Here is a 15703-nt window from a genome sequence, read left to right on the forward strand (position 1 = left end):
TCGATTGCTCATAAGTAAGCTGTCCTCATGGACTTCCGCCAACTCAAGTACTTCCTCGTCGTGAGCGAGGAACTGAGCTTCAGTCGCGCTGCCGAGCGCTGCTTCATCTCGCAGTCGGCGATCAGCCATCAGGTCGCCCGACTGGAGAAGGAGCTTGGCGCGACACTCTTCGAACGCTCGACCCGAGCCGTTCGCCTTGCCCCGGCAGGATCGCGACTCGTGCCCATTGCGCAGCAAGTCCTCAGCCTCGAAACGATGGCCTACTCCGTCGCACGCGACCCACGAGCCCGGATCCGGATCACCGGAAACATGAGCTTCGCCGCTCAGACGCTGGACGCCATCGCACACGTGCGCGAACTTCATCCGGACCTGGACGTCGAGTTCGTCATCAAGAGTTTTGCCCACCGCATGGACGCCGTAGCCTCCGGTGACGCCGACATCGCGCTGATTCGCGGCGGCGTCGACCGCCCCGGACTCGAACCCTTGGACCTCGGCGTCGAAGATCTGCTGGTCGTCATGTCGAGCCGGCACCCCCTGGCCGGCCAGCAAAGCGTCGACCTCAATGATCTGGCCGCATACCCCCTGCTCCTGCCGCCGCGCCAAAGCCAGGTGCTCATTCACAAGGTGGTCGAGGACGCGTTCCGCGAGATAGATCGACGCGTCCAACTGGGCCCTGCAATTCCGAGCGATCACACAGCCACGCTGGACGTGATCACCAACCCGCGCGCCTGGACCCTGCTGTATTCGATCACCGCAGGCGAATCTCCACGCGCCGGCATCAGCTTCATGCGAGAATCGCACGGCCGCTTGCGAATTCCCGTCTCGGGAGTGACCCGCAGCGGCGCCACCCACTCGACCGAGTTCGCCGATCTGATCCAAGCGCTCAAGGACGCCATGAATCCGTCTTTCACTGAGTGAAAGTGCGATGGCGATCGACTCCCCTCACGGAGAAACGTGGTCCACAACCATGTGATGCGGCGCGCGGTTGCATCCCTTTACCGAGGAGCGGCCATGACGCGTTTGCTGAGCGAACCTGTGTGGGAATCGAAGATCTTCGACGGCGAATGGGTTCTCGGTAGCGCCGACGATCGTATTGTCGTCGAACCGGCCACCGGCAAGCAGTTGACGACGGTCGGCATGGCAACACCAGACGACGTGGCAGCCGCTGCAACAAAAGCTACTGCCGCTCAGAAGGATTGGGCAGCAAGGCCGTACACCGAACGAGCCGCCGTTCTACGCCGCGCCGGTCAACTGTTCGAGCAGTACGCCGACGAAATCGGCGAATGGGTAATCCGCGAGGCCGGCAGCATTCCCGCCAAAGCCGGACTGGAAACCCACACCGCTGCCGAAGAGTGCTACAACGCAGCAGCTTTGGCCGCACACCCCATCGGCGAGGTGCTGCGCTCGGAGCAACCGCGGCTGAGCTTCTCTCGTCGCGTCCCCGTCGGCACCGTCGGCGTCATCGCACCGTTCAACTTCCCGATCATTCTGTCGATCCGTGCAGTCGCTCCCGCACTGGCACTGGGCAATTCGGTGATCCTCAAGCCTGATCCGCGCACGGCGATCTGTGGCGGTGTGGTTCTTGCCCGCATCTTCGAAGAAGCCGGTCTGCCTGCCGGAGTGTTCGGCATGCTGCCGGGTGGCGCTGACGCCGGTGAGGCAATCGTGGTTCATCCGAGCGTTCGCGTCATCGCATTCACCGGGTCGACCCGGGCAGGACGCGCTGTCGGTGAACTGGCGGGCCGCCATCTCAAACGAGCACACCTCGAACTCGGGGGAAACAACGCACTGATCGTCATGGACGACGTCGACCTCGAAAAGGCCGCATCTGTAGGCGCTTTCGGATCCTTCATGCACCAGGGGCAGATCTGCATGACCACCGGCCGCCAGCTCGTCCACGAAAGTATCGCCGCCGACTACACCGCACTCCTTGCCGAACACGCCGACAAGCTTCCGGTAGGCGACCCGTTCACCGGTCAGGTCGCACTCGGACCCATCATCGACGCCGGACAACGCGACCACATCCACTCCCTGGTCACCGGAAGCATCGCGGCCGGAGCAAAACTGGCGGCCGGCGGCACCTACGAGGATCTCTTCTACCGGCCCACCGTGCTGGCCGACACCCCACTCACCGCGCCGGCATTCGCCGACGAAGTCTTCGGGCCAGTCGCACCGGTCACCTCCTTCGCCACCGTCGAACAGGCCGTCGCCATAGCCAACGATTCCGAGTACGGACTGTCACTGGGCATTCTGACCTCCGACGCCATGCGAGGGCTCGAGCTCGCCCAACAAATCCCCACCGGCCTCGTACACATCAACGATCAGACCGTCGGCGACGAAGCAGTCATCCCGTTCGGCGGTATGGCGTCTTCGGGTAACGGTGGCCGCGTCGGCGGTATCGGCGCAAACCTCGACGCCTTCACCGAAACGCAGTGGGTGACTGCGCAGAGCGCACTCCCGGTCTACCCCTTCTAGTCCGGAACACGCCGAGTTGGTCCTGAATACACCGAGCTGGCCCCAGGGGCTCACTGACCAGCATTGACGGGATCGATCTCGCGGACTTACCATCCAGAGAAAATTACTTCGGCACATTAAGCAATTTCTCTTGTAATTCCCGAGAAGGACCCACTTGACGAATTCAGTGACGACCGACAGCGCTGCGCAGCCAACGGTCCACGACACCCCGGATGTATCCGTCGTAACATCGCCGCGCCGCGAGGCCGTCATCATCGGGGCGCTCAGCCTGGCCGCGATGATCGTCTCGATGATGCAGACACTGCCCGTCCCGATTTTGGGGCGTATTCAGTCCGATCTGGGCGCATCCGCGGCCGGCATCAGTTGGGTGACGACGGCGACGTTGCTGTCGGCCGCCGTTTTCACTCCCCTGTTGGGCCGCTACGGCGATCAGCACGGCAAGAAGCGCACGCTGGTCGGCGTTCTGGTCGTCATGGTCATCGGTTCGATCGTCGCCGCACTGGCACACAATCTGCCACTTCTCATCCTCGGACGCGTCCTCCAGGGGACCGCCACCGCCATCTTCCCGCTGGCTCTGTCGGTCCTGCGCGAAGAGGTCCGCCCACACAAGCTTCCCGGCGCGATGGCATTGGTCAGCGGAACTCTCGCATTCGGCAGCGGGCTCGCCCTCGTAGCCACCGGACTTCTCACATCGGCTCCGGATGCCGACTACCGCAACGCCTTCTGGATGGCCACCGGGTTCGCGTTGCTTGCCCTCGTCGCCGTCATCACGCTGGTTCCGGCAACCAAGCACAAGAGCGGCGGGCGCGTCGACGTCATCGGCGCGCTGAGCCTGGGCGCTGCACTCCTTCTGCTCCTGTTGTCGATTTCGCAAGGCCACCAATGGGGTTGGTTCTCACCCGTGACCATCGGTGTTTTCCTGGGCTCGATCGTGATGTTCGCAGTCTGGGTCTGGATCGAGAAGATCGTCGACGAACCACTGGTCGACATGCGAATGTTCGTCCACCGGCCCGTGATGATGGCGAATCTGGCGGGGGTCATGCTGGGCTTCGGAATGTTCGCCAACTTCCTGGGCATCTCCTATCTCGTGCAGCTTCCCCACGCCCTCACGGGATACGGATTCGACGCCAGCATTCTGCGTGCGTCGGTGGAATTCCTGCTGCCGGGTGCGATTGCCTCGCTGATCGCAGCACCGATCGGTGGGCGGCTCATCAGAGTGCGTGGGCCACGCTTCGTCCTGGGACTCACCGCCATCTGTGGTGCGGTGCCGTTCGCCTGGCTCGCGTACGACCACACGCACACCGCGTCGGTCATCGGTGCCGGCATCGTGATCGGCGCCGCCGTGAGCCTGGGCTACGCGGCCATGCCCGCGATCATCATGTCGAGCGTTCCGCGACACCAGAGTGGAATAGCCAACGGCATCAACTCGATCTCCCGTTCCACCGGCAGCGCCATGGGCAGTGCAGTGGTGACTACGATTCTCGCCTCGATGACCATCGCGAACCTGCCAGAGGGCGTATCCGCTCTGCCCAGCGAATCCGCCTTCACCGTCACCTTCGTCACTGCCGCCGTAGCTTTCGCTCTGGTCGGCCTGGTGGGTTGGTCAGGCCTCCCCAAGAGTGCGTCGACGTCTGTCAACGGCAGCGCGTGAACAGGCCTGCTCCGAACAGCTCCGCATTCACGAGATGCCCATGCGTGTGAGCATTGTGCGAGGATCGGCGGGAGGTAGCAGGTCTCGAAGCTGAGCGGCTCGGCGGTCGGTGAACTGCCGACACGCGTCGTCGTCGGAGAACACCCAGAAGTCCCCACGCGCTATTGCTTCGGTCATGTGCTCGGCGGCATCGAGCGGGTCGAGTCCGGATTCGACGTTCGCCTGTTGCATTGCATCGAAGACAGCGTTTGCCGTGACGTTCGTAGTCGGCGCGTCACGCTGGGCCGCACGAAAGATCTCACTCCGGATCGAGTGTGGAACAACAGCACTGACCTGAATCGGAGAGTCGACCAACGACAGATCTTGGTGCAAGCTCTCGGTCATCGCCAGCACCGCGAACTTACTGACGATGTACGGTCCTTGCACCGCGGCGCTGTTGATCCCGCCGACAGAAGACAGATTGGCCACACACGCCGGCTTACCCACCTTCAACATCAATGGCACGAAAGCACGAAGGCAATAGAAGACGCCGTCGACGTTGATCTCCATCAACCGTCTCCACCGCGCACCACTGACTTCCCACAGCAACCCGGCCGTCTCCACTCCGGCATTGTTGACCAGCAACTCGACGCTGCCGTGACGATCGAACACATTGTCCGCCATCCTCTTCACGGCATCTGCATCCGCTACGTCCACTCCATGGACGTCAGCCCTCCCACCGGCCGCGCGAATGTCCTCGGCGACGAGCGACGCACGCTCCTCGTCGATGTCGGCAACTACCACCGTCATTCCCAGCCGCGCAAGGTGTCGGGCGAACCCTGCACCGATACCGGCCCCCGCACCGGTCACGACGGCCGTGCCGGTACCGAACCGGCGTTCAGCGTGGGACATCTCCACTCCTCGGGTTGTGTCGCCGAAACTATTGCTCGACAAAGACTTCAGATTCCTTCGGGCAGAATGTTGGGATTGCACCACGTCGGTGGCTCACGTCTGGGCATCAGCCCTTGCCCGTCGAGCGCCTTCACGACCAGATCCTGATACCAGGGAAAATGAAGACTGAACGCTACAAGGCCGGTCCGCTCGGCCGCGGGAAGAGAACACATGGCCAGTACCGTCTCGGCAAGATACTCGACGGGCTCGGTTTCGTATCCATCCGGAATGAGTGCGTCGGCGCCGGGAGTCGAGATCGCAGTGGAAGGCCCCACCGAGTTGACCGCGATATTGTCGTCCAGCACCTCCGCGGCGAGGCCCTGTGTGAACCTGTGCAGTGCTGCCTTCATCGACGCGTAAATCACGTCACCCGACGTCTTGTTGTAGTCGCGGAAGGGCCTGATCGGATTCAGTCCCGTCGAGGAACCGATGTTCACGATCCAGCCTGCGCCGCGCTCTCGCATGTAGGGGATGGCTGCCTTCGACAGGGCGAACGGCGCGCGAATGTAGTGGTCGAGGGTCCGATCGAACGTCGCCAGCGACATCTTCTCGATCGGCGCGTAGTCGGCAAACCCGGCATTGTTCACGAGGATGTCGATACCTCCGGTCCGCGAGACGACCTTCTCGATCAATCCGTCGCGAGCCTCGGAATCCTCGAGATCGGCCGGAATGGCAAGTGCACGACCGTGTTGCGACTCGATCATCTCGACGGTCTCGGACAACGTACCGCCGATGACGACATTACTGTCGGCACGGACTGCCGCGGTAGGCCGAGTCGACCGTGCGGTGACGACCACGGTTGCCCCCTCTGCCGCCAGTCGCCTGGCGATCGCCCTGCCGATGCCTCGACTGCTCCCGGTCACCAGCGCGGTCTTCCCTACCAGCGAGTGATTCAACTGCTCCTCCAAGGCTCTTCCACTTCACGACATCGAACACATGACGTATGTGTTCGACCTGAGTTCGACTGCATTTCACGCAATCGTTGTCCGCCATGTTGCATCATCCGATTCTGTTGCACAGCAACGATTCCCGCCTGACGGGAGGTGTCGAAATGCCGGGCACATGACCAAATCCGCTATCTCCCGCTGTGTGAGATCGAAAGCATCACAACGGGTTAGGGGAAAGTAATCTTCACCAATGGCAGATGAAACGCTCTACGTGATCGATCGGATAGTCACGAAACCGGGATGCGGTCGACAGTTCGTCGACGCGCTACTCGACCAGTATTTGCCGAGTGCACAGCGTCGCGGCATGACACTCGCCGACGTACTCGTCAGCCCTCCGTTGTGGTGCGATCAAGACCCGAACACCTTGACCGTCACCTGGACGGTCGACGGCACGGCCGGCTGGTGGTCGATGACGCGCCAGGGCCGCAGAGACTCCACCCTCAGGCAGTGGTGGGATGCAATGGCTCCGCTCATAATCGAACGGAGTCGCTCCATGGCCGCCGCAGCAAAGGACATCGAAGGACTGAGCAATGTATAACGTGACAAGAGTCGTGCACGCCGCCAACGGGGCGGGCGCCGACGAGTGGACCGCTGCAGTGAAGAACATTGCCGCAGTTGCCGAATCGTCGAACGCGCTGCGTCGTCTCGTCTGTACGACACTTCCCGGCGTCATCAACGGCGGAGATCTGATCGTCCATCTTCAGTTCGAAGACGAGATGGCTTGGCAGACAGCCCGAGATGCGGTCGACGACAGCCTGCGCTGCGCCGCCGTCGACCACTTCCACGGTGCCGAGTACTCGTCCGGGACCACGGGACGTTCCGGCGCCGAAGCCGCCGGTCAGGTGTACCGAGCGCTGTTCATCCGGGTATCCCCCAGCACACCCCAGGACGTACTCGAGGAATTCGAACGGGATCTGCTCAGGATGCCTACCCATATCTCGTCGATCTGCGCCTGGCGTCTCAGCCGAGTCGACGCAGCGATCGGGCACACACCATGGACTCATGTCTGGGAGCAGGAGTTCACCGACCTCGGCTCACTGCAGACCCAGTACCTCGATCATCCGATTCACTGGGCAGTGGTGGACCGGTGGTTCGACCCCGAATGTCCCGAGGCCGTGGTCCACGACAGAATCTGTCACACGTTCGGCAATCTCACCGAGAGACTCCTGACAGTGAAGTGATCTGCCTACTCGCTACCGAGCGCCTCGCGCGTCATCGCCCAAAGCTTCTGTCGCGCAGGCTCGGTCAGTGACAAAGACGGAATAGTGAGGAAGCCGTGGAACAATCCTTCGAAGCGATGATGGCGCACCGAAACGCCAGCCGTCGCGAGCATCTGCGCATACGCGTCACCTGACGAACACGGCGGATCGAGTTCGGCTGTCACGACGACAGCAGACGGAAGACCGGCGAGCGTCTCCGCACGCGTAGGAATCACACGGGCGTCGTCGCGACCTTCAGGCGCGTACTGCTGCCAGTACCATTCCATCGCTGCGGTGGTGTTGTAGTGACCCGTGCCGTAGAGCCGATACGACTCGGTTTCGAAGTCGTCGTCGATCACGGGGTAGATGAGAACCTGAAGGGCGATTTCCGGACCACCCCGATCCCGAGCGGCAATAGCCACGGTCGCCGCGAGGTTCCCTCCCGCACTGTCGCCCACAAGTGCGATTTTACCTGCGTCGGAACCGTATTCGGCAGCATGCTCGCTGGCCCACGCCACCGCGGCGTAGACGTCGTCGTGGGCTGCCGGTGCCGGATGCTCCGGCGCCAACCGATAGTCGACGGCAACCACTACTGCGCCGACTCCCTGCGCCATCGATCGACAGAATTCGTCGTGACTGTCCAGATCGCAGAACACGAAACCGCCCCCGTGAGCGAAGACCACGAGGGGAACGTCGTTCGAGGTTCCATGCGGACGAAAGACGCGAATTGCCAGATCTCCACCGGGACCGTCGATTACGTGATTCTCGACTGAAAGCATGTCGGGAAGACCCGTCAGCGGCGCACGTCGGTTCCGAATCAGAGTTCGTAGCTCCGACGGCGGGACACTGGTGACATCCGGGAATCCAGCGTTGAGGGTTGCAAGCATCGTGGTGACTTCCGCTTGAATCGTCATATCGTCTCCTGGTCTCTCAGCCCGGCGGGTGGCGCTACGTCTGCGCCGGCATCCGCGTTTGTCCACTTGGCGTGTGATCACGTCAACGTAGATCGCCCACCACCAAGCAAGGAACCCGCTCTCCCGATCAGTGGTCCGTTTCCGCCGACGAGCACCGGAGGCGTCCGATCCACAGGGTGGCCTTCTTCACAAAGCAGAAAAAACATGTCATCATTCCTAATCGAAATAGCCTTGTCCAGGGCAGTTGTCCAACTTGACTACGGGATAGCAGAGGGAACACATGTCGCTCCAGCTCGAGGTCGATCCCGCAACGCCGAACGCCTTCCTCGACCGAGTCTCTCTGCTACTGGATGCGTTCGGCGGTCGAGATCGTCTCACCCTCGCCGAGATTGTCCGACGAACCGGGCTTCCAAGGTCTTCAGCCCACCGCATACTCGACCATCTGGTCCAACTTCGGTGGCTGCACCGCAGCGGCCGCGATTACACGCTCGGGTTGCGGCTCGTGGAACTCGGCTCGTTGGCCGTGTACCAGGACAGACTTCACTCAGCTGCGCATCCGCACCTGTACGAATTGCACCGGCGTACCGGACTGATCGTCGAGATGACGATTCTCGACGGCTCAAATGTGGTGTGCCGCGCCCACATGGCAGGTCGTTTCGCCAGCATGATTCCGAATCGGATCGGTTTCAGCACACGCGCAGACGGAACTCTCGTCGGCAGGGTCCTCCACACCTTCAACAACGAGCGAGGAGAGGCGGCCGACGAGGTCCGAAAAACCGGCGTGGGATACGGCCGTGACACGCCGATCGACGGATTCGGCACGATCGCCACTCCGATCGGCCCGATCGGCGTCGCGACCTCCGCGCTGTCGATCTGCGGACCGCTCCGACAAATGCCGCTCGACGAGCGGAACTCGCCTCTCACCGGGCTTCTTCGGGAAACAGCCGCTTCCCTGTGGCGAAATGCGGGCGTCCGGACCACCGAAAGCATGCGAGCTCAGTAGGCACGAAGACTAGGCACGAAGATTGGGCACGAAGACTAGGCACGAAGATTGGGCACGAAAACCTCGACAGCACAATTCTATTGGCGTGGGGCAGAATCTGGGGAGTTGTACCTCCGCACGCTCAGATCAACTTCCAACTACCGGCATTGACGGGCTGCGGCAAGCCGAGAGCGTTGGCGTCGCCTTGCGCGAATCGAGCGGCGGCCTCATCGATGTCATCGAGCAACTGAGCGGCGAGGTCGATCTCCATCTGAAAATGGCGGCCTATCCATCGCAGACTCATCTCGGTAAATGCCCAGGCGGGTTCATTCTCCGAGTTATCGGCGTGTTCGATTGCATTGAGCTTCTTTGCCTCGAGGTTGTCGATGTGATCGAGCACTATCGACTTGAGCTGATCGGGGTCGTTGAGGTGGCCGACCCACAGTCTCAACATCACTCCATGTTTGAGAACGGGGGTTTCGATCTCCGATCGGCGTGACCATGATCTGAGAGCCTCGATACCGGATTCGGTTATCGTGAACACTCGTCGACGACGCCCACCCGATTCCGAAACCTCCCGCGAACTGACGAATCCCAGCGTTTCCAGCTTTTTGAGCTCGGTATAGACCTGGCTCACCGACGGGCTCCAGTAATAGAACCCGATGCTCCAGTCGGCCCAGCTTTTCAGATCGCTGCCACTGAGTTCTTCTCCGAATGTGAGCATTCCCAGCACTGCCCAACTTGTCGCGGGCAATGCCGGGTAACACGCAGTTGCGGGATCAGGCACCGGCCCAGACTAACAAGACGTCGACCATCTGACACCGACTTGCCCACCGAGTGGTCTGTTCACGAATTCGTGCAATCAGAAAAGGTTCAATCGCAGTTCGGAGACACCGCGGATAAAGGCCGTGCCACCCCACGTCACTCCACCGTCGACGAGCTCGGTCTTCGGCGCTTTGTCGATCAACGCATTCAGGATGGTCTTGATCTCCAGCCGGGCCAACCACGCACCGAGGCAAGCGTGCGCACCGTGACCGAACGTGATGTGGTCCCGGACATTTGACCTCGACCAGTCCAATCTGTCCGCGTTCGGACCGAATCGAGTTTCATCGCGGTTTGCCGACGCCAGCCACGTCACAATGTGATTTCCGGCCGGAATCACCGCATCTCCCACCGCGTAATCCTCGGGAGCAATGCGAATCATCAACTGCGCCGTCGGCTCATAGCGCAGGACTTCTTCTACCGCGTGATCGAGCAGTGCCCTGTCGTCGACGAGTCGTTCCCACTGATCACGATGGCCCATAAGTGCATTCATGGTGAGACCGACCTGATTGACTGTGGTGTCCAGTCCGGCGATGACCAAAGTCTGCACGGTAGCGGCAACTTGATCCGGCCCGATTATCTCGCCTTCGTCGCCGGCGGAGATGAAGTCCGACAGGATGTCGTCGCCAAGATTGTTGCGCTTCCAAGCGATAACGTCCTGAAGGTGTGCCGAGAAATCACGTTGAGCGGAAATGTAGTCGCTGGTCTGCTCGGCAGTCAGAAACGGATCGAGTAGGTTGAGTCCCTTACGGGTCCACTCGAACATCGTATCGGTGTCGGCAGGTACGGGGATACCGAAAATTTCGCAGACAAGGCGAATCGGTAGCGGATGAGCAACTTCCGTCACCAGCTCGATCTCGGAGCCCCGTCCATGATCGGCAAGCAACTCGTCGACGATTTCCTTCGCCCGCGCGTCGTAACGCTTGATTGCCCTGGGCGTGAACGGGCGCGCCAGTAGCTTGCGCAATGCCAGATGGTCCGGCGGATCCAGCTTCGACAACGATGGGCGCAACAAGTAGGCGTCGCTGCCACCGGCCGCCTTGATCCGCATATTGCGCGGTGCCTCGAGTGCATACTGTTCCGACGAACTCAGCGACTTGTCCGCCAGTGCGCGTTTCACGTCGTCGTAGGCGAAAAGCATGTATACGCCATTCGAATGCTGTTGTACCGGAGCAACTTCTCGCGCAATCGCGTACCGCGCGTACGGATCGGACAGGAAGCCTGGCTCCGTTGGATCGACCAATCCCGTTCTGAGCCAATCCGTTGTGTCATGAACCGCACGCTCCGAACCCACCGGCGAAGTCATAGTCAACCTCTCGTCCTCGACAAAATCACTCACACAAGATCTGGCAGATCATTGACGCCCTCGTAAAAATCCACAGCCGAATACCACTGGTGACGAGCGTCAGCGCTGCGCTGAACTGAACTGCGCAGAGCTTCACAGTCGGACTACGAGGCAACCAACAAACCGCCCGCTGTATGGGAAATGAAGTCGCGCTCCGGACGTCGGGTTGCCACATTCTCACTGAGCGGGCGGGAAGGTGCGCTCCTTGCTGCTCGAGGACAGAATTCCCAGACGTCTTCGCCGTGAATCAGTAAGGCGGCGAGATCAATTCCGGGCAATCGTCCCGAGAAGTGATGCGAACCGGTGTCGAAGCAGATTGGAAATTGCGCATGACCGAATATGTGAACCGCGCTGTGCGAGTCGTTCGAGCTCCCCGCGGCTTGCCTGTCGTAGAAGATTTTCGGATCGACGAGGTTCCGATCCGGCCGCCCGCGGACGGCGAAGTTCTGTTCCGCGCCCACTATCTTTCGATCGATCCGGCGATACGAAGACGCCTACCGTCCACCAGCTCTGCCCCCGGGCCGTTGGGAGCTGTTGCCGGTATCGGCGACGTCGTCTTGGCTGGAGTAGTGCCTGCGCACTCCGGTTTGGACGGCATCGCAGTCGGCGAAGTGATTTCTTCGCGGCATCCTGACTTTGCGGCAGGTGATTTGGTTCGAGGCGGCACGCACTGGCAGGTTTATCACACAATCAAAGGCGCTGCCCTGGACCGCATACCGAGGGAGAATCGAGCTTCCCTAGGAGATGAACTCGGAATTCTAGGACAGCCAGGATTTGTCGCACACTGCGGAATGCGGTTGGTCGCCGACGTCCGAGAGCGAGACACAGTCGTGGTTTCGGCGGCCGGCGGAGCAGTCGGCATGGTTGCAGGCCAAATCGCGAAGCTGGCGGGCGCCCGGGTGATCGGAATCGCCGGGGGTGAGAAGACCGAATACGTTGTGGAGGAATTGGGGTTCGACGCCTGCATAGATAGGAAGACGGCGAACATCGGCGAGCAGTTGGACGAATTGTGTCCGAAGGGCGTCGACGTCTATTTCGACAACGTCGGAGGCTCGATCACGCGAGCGGTTTTCGATCGCATGGCCGATTTCGGAAGGGTCGTCGTGTGCGGAATGATCAGCGAATACAACCAGGATGAAAGCGAAGTCGGGCCTCCCCTACGCCCTGTACTACGCAAACGTCTACGCATCGAAGGGTTCGTCTGCTACGACCACTACGACCGGTACCCGGAGTACCGGGCGTGGGCGTCCGCTCGAATCGCCGAAGGTGGACTGCGCTACCGCAACGATGTCACCGAGGGCATCGAAAATGCCCCAGCGGCCTTGATCGGGCAGCTTTCGGGCCACAACCGGGGGAAGCAGTTGGTGATGATTTGACAAAGGGAGACCACACGTCGTTGTGTGGTCTCCCTTTTCGATTCGTTCAGCCGATCAGGCGTCAGCCTCTGGGCCGAGCATCTACCTTGTCGTCATCGTCGTCGCGCTCGCCGGTTGCGAGCTGGACGCCGGATTTCTCGATGCTGCCGTCAGCACCTGACTTCTCGAGGTCGATCGGTGCATCACCGGTCGCAACCTCTTCGGCCTCAGGCTCTTCCGGTAGCGGCTTCTTGAGACTCAGGATGATCGAGCCTGCCAACACCACGATGATCACCGCGAGGCTGACCAGTGAGGGAATCTCGGGGATCGACGTGCTGATCACCTTGTGGCTGGCCTGCATGATCAGCTTCACGCCGATGAAGGCGAGGATGATCGACAGACCCTTGGACAGGTAGTGGAACTTCTCGAGCAGGCCCGAGAGCAGGAAGTACAGGGCACGCAGACCCAAGATCGCAAACGCGTTGCTGGAGTAGACGATGAATGGATCGTCACTCACTGCCAGCACTGCCGGGACACTGTCGACTGCGAACACGAGGTCGGCAGCTTCGATGGCGACGACGACGGCGAACAGTGGTGTTGCGACGCGCTTTCCGGCTTCCTTGACGAAGAACTTGGTTCCTGCGTATTCCTCACGGACCGGCATGATCTTGCGCAGCAAGCGAACCGCCAGCGAGGTTCCCGGATCGAAGTTCTCGTCGTCGTCCTTGAGCAGCTTGTAGGCGCTGTAGAGCAGGATGGCGGCGAAGACGAACAGAACGGCCGTGAACTTGCTGACCACGGCAACGCCGGCGGCGAGGAAGATACCGCGGAAGATCAGGGCGCCGATGACACCGAAGAACAACACGCGGTGCTGGTATTCACGGGGCACCTTGAAGTAACCGAAGATCAGGGCGAACACGAAGAGGTTGTCGACGGAGAGGCTCTTCTCCAACAGCCAGGCCGTGGTGAATTCGACGCCCGAGTTCACCCCCAAGGTCAGGGTGACGACCACCGCGAATACGAGAGACAAACCGACCCAGAGTGCACTCCACCAGGCCGCTTCCTTGAAGCCGATGACGTGCGCGCCGCGGTGGGCGAGCAGGTCGATGAGCAACATGACGACGATGACTGCGGCGAACGCGGCCCACGCCCACATGGGAACGTTCATCGCTGACCACCTACCCGAATGGCACTGATGACTGCGGTCACGGGGAGCTCCTTCACTGGGTTCGGACGGCCGTCTCGCCGTCTTCTCCAGTGTTCCTTGCCGACTTCTATCCATCCCGGTCGAAATATCGACGACTTTCACATCTGAAGTTGCCGAAACCATGCAATCTGAGGGTGTTGCGTCCGAAACCGCCGCTGGACGGCATCTTGTTCTAGCCTGGCAAGCATGAGCACCTCGTTGTACTACTCCGCCGTCCGCACCACACCGCTGACCGACGACGAGAAGGCCGAAGTCGACCGACTCATCGCCGTCCACAACGACGAATTTCCGTTCGACTACGAGGTCCTGGACCTCTATCCGTCGGATATCCCCAACACTCTGCTCAACGGTTCGACAAAGATCTCGAGCGACCCGACCGAGGTAATCCCTTCGCTCGTCTACTGGTTCAACGCTCTGACCGAACTCCGGCGAGCGGTGCCCGACGCAGACTGGGACGTTTCACTCGACGACACCCCCGCCGATTGGGATGACAGCTCCGGCTATTCGCTCCCCGGGCTCGACGACATGCAGTAGCGAGTCACGGGTTCGCCAGGAGGGCGGCTCCGTAGCTCTCCAGCGCGATGAGCGCCAACTCTGTTGGCAGCCGACGCTGGTCCACGCTGCGGTCTAACAGCTTTTCGGCCTGATCGAGTCGATACCGCACGGTGTTCTTGTGCAGACCGAGCGCCACGGCGGTAGCGGCTGCAGTGCAATTGTTCTCGTAATAGACCCGAACGGTGTCACGGATACGCGTCGTGACACCGTCCGCGCCGGCGAGGCCTTTCAATTCCCGAGCCACCAACGCACGCAGTTCGTCCAGATCTTCGGTGAGCAGACAGGGAACCTGAACATCTTCGTAGACGGTGACCCCCGGCGAACCCGTGGAACGGACCGCGATGCGCTGCGCGGCGAGAGCCTCGCGGTGACTGCGCGCGAATCCTTCCATTCCGTAACCGCTGGCCCCCACCGCGACACGAAGATCCGAATTCCGAGCACGATCGAGCGCCGCCCACTCATGGTCGTCGAAATGCGCGACCCACGACCACACCTCGCGCGCCCCCGAAGGCAGCGTCAGCACGCGCTCGGCATTCGACTCGTCCACAAAGGAACGCGCATACGAGTCCAATCGGGCCAATACGTCGGCGGCCGGATCGGTGTCGTCCGTCCAGAGAACAAACGCAGTGTGGTGGCGCCGCATCGGGTAGTCGAGAATCTGCGACACCTCATCGGAGTGAAGTGCTTCGCCTGCGACAATCGCGTGCACCGTCTCGGACCGACGCGCAAAAGCGCCGCGCGCCAAGCTCTCACGCTCCTTCGCATACGTTGCCACCAACAATTCGGTGGTCACTTCCAGCCATCTCATCGCCGAACCCCACACTCGGACCAGAAGTGCGCGCTTGAGTTCCGGACCGATCGGGAGTGCTTCTATCGACTCGTCGACGAAGCCCAGCATCGCGAGGCGTCCGGCACCGTAGATCTTGAGCAGGACTCGAAGATCCATACCGCGCCTGGCAACGGTGAGTGCAAGCGCAACCGACTCCGGCGGCGGCGTGACCTCCTGGGAACCGCCCGCGATCGCGGCCACGATGACTCGAAGCTGCGCCGCAGTGCTCGCATCCACATCGCGTCGTAGCTCCCGATCACCCGCCACTTCAGGATTGGCCACCGCAATGGCGTCGTCGATGCGTTGAACGAAACCGTCGATCACCTCCGGCTGGAGATAGATGGGCGCGAGATTTGCAATCCAGCCGTCCAACTCCGATGTGTCCATGGCGCCTCCCCGACTTGTCACCCTGATTGTGACTTAGTCACAAATCTATCGTCCCACTTCGGCCAAGAAGCCCTAGCAACCCGGTTTCGACTGGTCCACAATCAC

At 61.2% G+C, this 15703-nt stretch carries 15 protein-coding genes; 8 read left to right on the forward strand and 7 right to left on the reverse strand.

What is annotated here, in order from left to right:
• The first annotated feature begins 27 nt into the window (after positions 1–27).
• The 3 genes from EHW12_RS27670 (at position 28) to EHW12_RS27680 (ending at position 4126) form a co-directional block, all read left to right on the forward strand.
• Positions 28–918 (forward strand): LysR family transcriptional regulator, encoded by an 891-nt coding sequence (locus EHW12_RS27670; protein ID WP_003943104.1) that lies wholly within the window; start codon positions 28–30, stop codon positions 916–918.
• A gap of 93 nt (positions 919–1011) precedes the next feature.
• Complete coding sequence (locus tag EHW12_RS27675) at positions 1012–2475, forward strand: benzaldehyde dehydrogenase (RefSeq protein WP_007730539.1); 1464 nt, start codon at positions 1012–1014, stop codon at positions 2473–2475.
• Between the two features lie 154 nt (positions 2476–2629).
• Positions 2630–4126, forward strand: a complete 1497-nt coding sequence (locus EHW12_RS27680; RefSeq protein ID WP_202426560.1) for an MFS transporter — start codon at positions 2630–2632, stop codon at positions 4124–4126.
• Positions 4127–4153: 27 nt separating this feature from the next.
• On the opposite strand, the gene EHW12_RS27685 is transcribed toward EHW12_RS27680, so the two are convergent.
• The gene (locus EHW12_RS27685; protein WP_007730535.1) at positions 4154–5017 is read right to left on the reverse strand and encodes an SDR family NAD(P)-dependent oxidoreductase; all 864 of its coding nucleotides are present in this window, start codon (positions 5015–5017) and stop codon (positions 4154–4156) included.
• Positions 5018–5064: 47 nt separating this feature from the next.
• The gene (locus EHW12_RS27690; RefSeq protein WP_042921616.1) at positions 5065–5952 is read right to left on the reverse strand and encodes an SDR family NAD(P)-dependent oxidoreductase; all 888 of its coding nucleotides are present in this window, start codon (positions 5950–5952) and stop codon (positions 5065–5067) included.
• A 241-nt stretch (positions 5953–6193) separates the two neighbouring features.
• Between EHW12_RS27690 and EHW12_RS27695 the strand changes: the two genes are divergently transcribed.
• Positions 6194–6541 (forward strand): hypothetical protein, encoded by a 348-nt coding sequence (locus tag EHW12_RS27695; protein WP_007730530.1) that lies wholly within the window; start codon positions 6194–6196, stop codon positions 6539–6541.
• Positions 6534–7184 carry a Dabb family protein gene (locus EHW12_RS27700; protein ID WP_030536113.1) on the forward strand — a complete coding sequence of 217 codons (651 nt, stop codon included), beginning with the start codon at positions 6534–6536 and terminating at the stop codon, positions 7182–7184. The genes EHW12_RS27695 and EHW12_RS27700 overlap by 8 nt, the downstream gene beginning before the upstream one ends.
• A 5-nt stretch (positions 7185–7189) precedes the next feature.
• Here EHW12_RS27700 and EHW12_RS27705 read toward each other — a convergent pair whose 3' ends face one another.
• Positions 7190–8116 (reverse strand): alpha/beta hydrolase, encoded by a 927-nt coding sequence (locus EHW12_RS27705; protein ID WP_007730522.1) that lies wholly within the window; start codon positions 8114–8116, stop codon positions 7190–7192.
• 280 nt (positions 8117–8396) lie between these two features.
• On the opposite strand from EHW12_RS27705, the gene EHW12_RS27710 reads away from it, so the two are divergent.
• Entirely contained in the window at positions 8397–9119 is a 723-nt protein-coding gene (locus tag EHW12_RS27710; RefSeq protein WP_007730520.1) for a helix-turn-helix domain-containing protein, read from the forward strand.
• A gap of 121 nt (positions 9120–9240) precedes the next feature.
• Here EHW12_RS27710 and EHW12_RS27715 read toward each other — a convergent pair whose 3' ends face one another.
• The gene (locus EHW12_RS27715; RefSeq protein WP_081604840.1) at positions 9241–9822 is read right to left on the reverse strand and encodes a PadR family transcriptional regulator; all 582 of its coding nucleotides are present in this window, start codon (positions 9820–9822) and stop codon (positions 9241–9243) included.
• A 138-nt stretch (positions 9823–9960) separates the two neighbouring features.
• Complete coding sequence (locus EHW12_RS27720) at positions 9961–11226, reverse strand: cytochrome P450 (protein ID WP_007730518.1); 1266 nt, start codon at positions 11224–11226, stop codon at positions 9961–9963.
• 368 nt (positions 11227–11594) lie between these two features.
• On the opposite strand from EHW12_RS27720, the gene EHW12_RS27725 reads away from it, so the two are divergent.
• On the forward strand, positions 11595–12641 hold the full coding sequence (locus EHW12_RS27725) for an NADP-dependent oxidoreductase (protein WP_030536117.1): 1047 nt from the start codon (positions 11595–11597) through the stop codon (positions 12639–12641).
• 61 nt (positions 12642–12702) lie between these two features.
• Here the strand turns inward: EHW12_RS27725 and EHW12_RS27730 are convergent, their stop codons facing one another.
• The gene (locus EHW12_RS27730; protein WP_003942925.1) at positions 12703–13788 is read right to left on the reverse strand and encodes a TerC family protein; all 1086 of its coding nucleotides are present in this window, start codon (positions 13786–13788) and stop codon (positions 12703–12705) included.
• 225 nt (positions 13789–14013) lie between these two features.
• Between EHW12_RS27730 and EHW12_RS27735 the strand changes: the two genes are divergently transcribed.
• A complete protein-coding gene (locus EHW12_RS27735; RefSeq protein WP_003943172.1) occupies positions 14014–14361 on the forward strand; it encodes a hypothetical protein in 348 nt (115 codons plus the stop codon).
• Positions 14362–14365: 4 nt separating this feature from the next.
• Here the strand turns inward: EHW12_RS27735 and EHW12_RS27740 are convergent, their stop codons facing one another.
• Complete coding sequence (locus EHW12_RS27740) at positions 14366–15598, reverse strand: helix-turn-helix domain-containing protein (RefSeq protein WP_042451555.1); 1233 nt, start codon at positions 15596–15598, stop codon at positions 14366–14368.
• Positions 15599–15703: the final 105 nt, after the last annotated feature.

The sequence above is a fragment of the Rhodococcus sp. NJ-530 genome, assembly GCF_003860625.1.
Taxonomy (GTDB): Bacteria; Actinomycetota; Actinomycetes; order Mycobacteriales; family Mycobacteriaceae; genus Rhodococcus_F; species Rhodococcus_F qingshengii.

What these genes read in the sequence shown, in the direction of transcription:
- EHW12_RS27670 (WP_003943104.1), top strand. Translation starts at nt 28, where the DNA reads ATGGACTTCCGCCAACTCAAGTACTTCCTCGTCGTGAGCGAGGAACTG.
- EHW12_RS27675 (WP_007730539.1), top strand. Translation starts at nt 1,012, where the DNA reads ATGACGCGTTTGCTGAGCGAACCTGTGTGGGAATCGAAGATCTTCGAC.
- EHW12_RS27685 (WP_007730535.1), bottom strand. Translation starts at nt 5,017, where the DNA reads ATGTCCCACGCTGAACGCCGGTTCGGTACCGGCACGGCCGTCGTGACC.
- EHW12_RS27695 (WP_007730530.1), top strand. Translation starts at nt 6,194, where the DNA reads ATGGCAGATGAAACGCTCTACGTGATCGATCGGATAGTCACGAAACCG.
- EHW12_RS27700 (WP_030536113.1), top strand. Translation starts at nt 6,534, where the DNA reads ATGTATAACGTGACAAGAGTCGTGCACGCCGCCAACGGGGCGGGCGCC.
- EHW12_RS27705 (WP_007730522.1), bottom strand. Translation starts at nt 8,116, where the DNA reads ATGACGATTCAAGCGGAAGTCACCACGATGCTTGCAACCCTCAACGCT.
- EHW12_RS27710 (WP_007730520.1), top strand. Translation starts at nt 8,397, where the DNA reads ATGTCGCTCCAGCTCGAGGTCGATCCCGCAACGCCGAACGCCTTCCTC.
- EHW12_RS27715 (WP_081604840.1), bottom strand. Translation starts at nt 9,822, where the DNA reads ATGCTCACATTCGGAGAAGAACTCAGTGGCAGCGATCTGAAAAGCTGG.
- EHW12_RS27720 (WP_007730518.1), bottom strand. Translation starts at nt 11,226, where the DNA reads ATGACTTCGCCGGTGGGTTCGGAGCGTGCGGTTCATGACACAACGGAT.
- EHW12_RS27725 (WP_030536117.1), top strand. Translation starts at nt 11,595, where the DNA reads ATGACCGAATATGTGAACCGCGCTGTGCGAGTCGTTCGAGCTCCCCGC.
- EHW12_RS27730 (WP_003942925.1), bottom strand. Translation starts at nt 13,788, where the DNA reads ATGAACGTTCCCATGTGGGCGTGGGCCGCGTTCGCCGCAGTCATCGTC.
- EHW12_RS27735 (WP_003943172.1), top strand. Translation starts at nt 14,014, where the DNA reads ATGAGCACCTCGTTGTACTACTCCGCCGTCCGCACCACACCGCTGACC.
- EHW12_RS27740 (WP_042451555.1), bottom strand. Translation starts at nt 15,598, where the DNA reads ATGGACACATCGGAGTTGGACGGCTGGATTGCAAATCTCGCGCCCATC.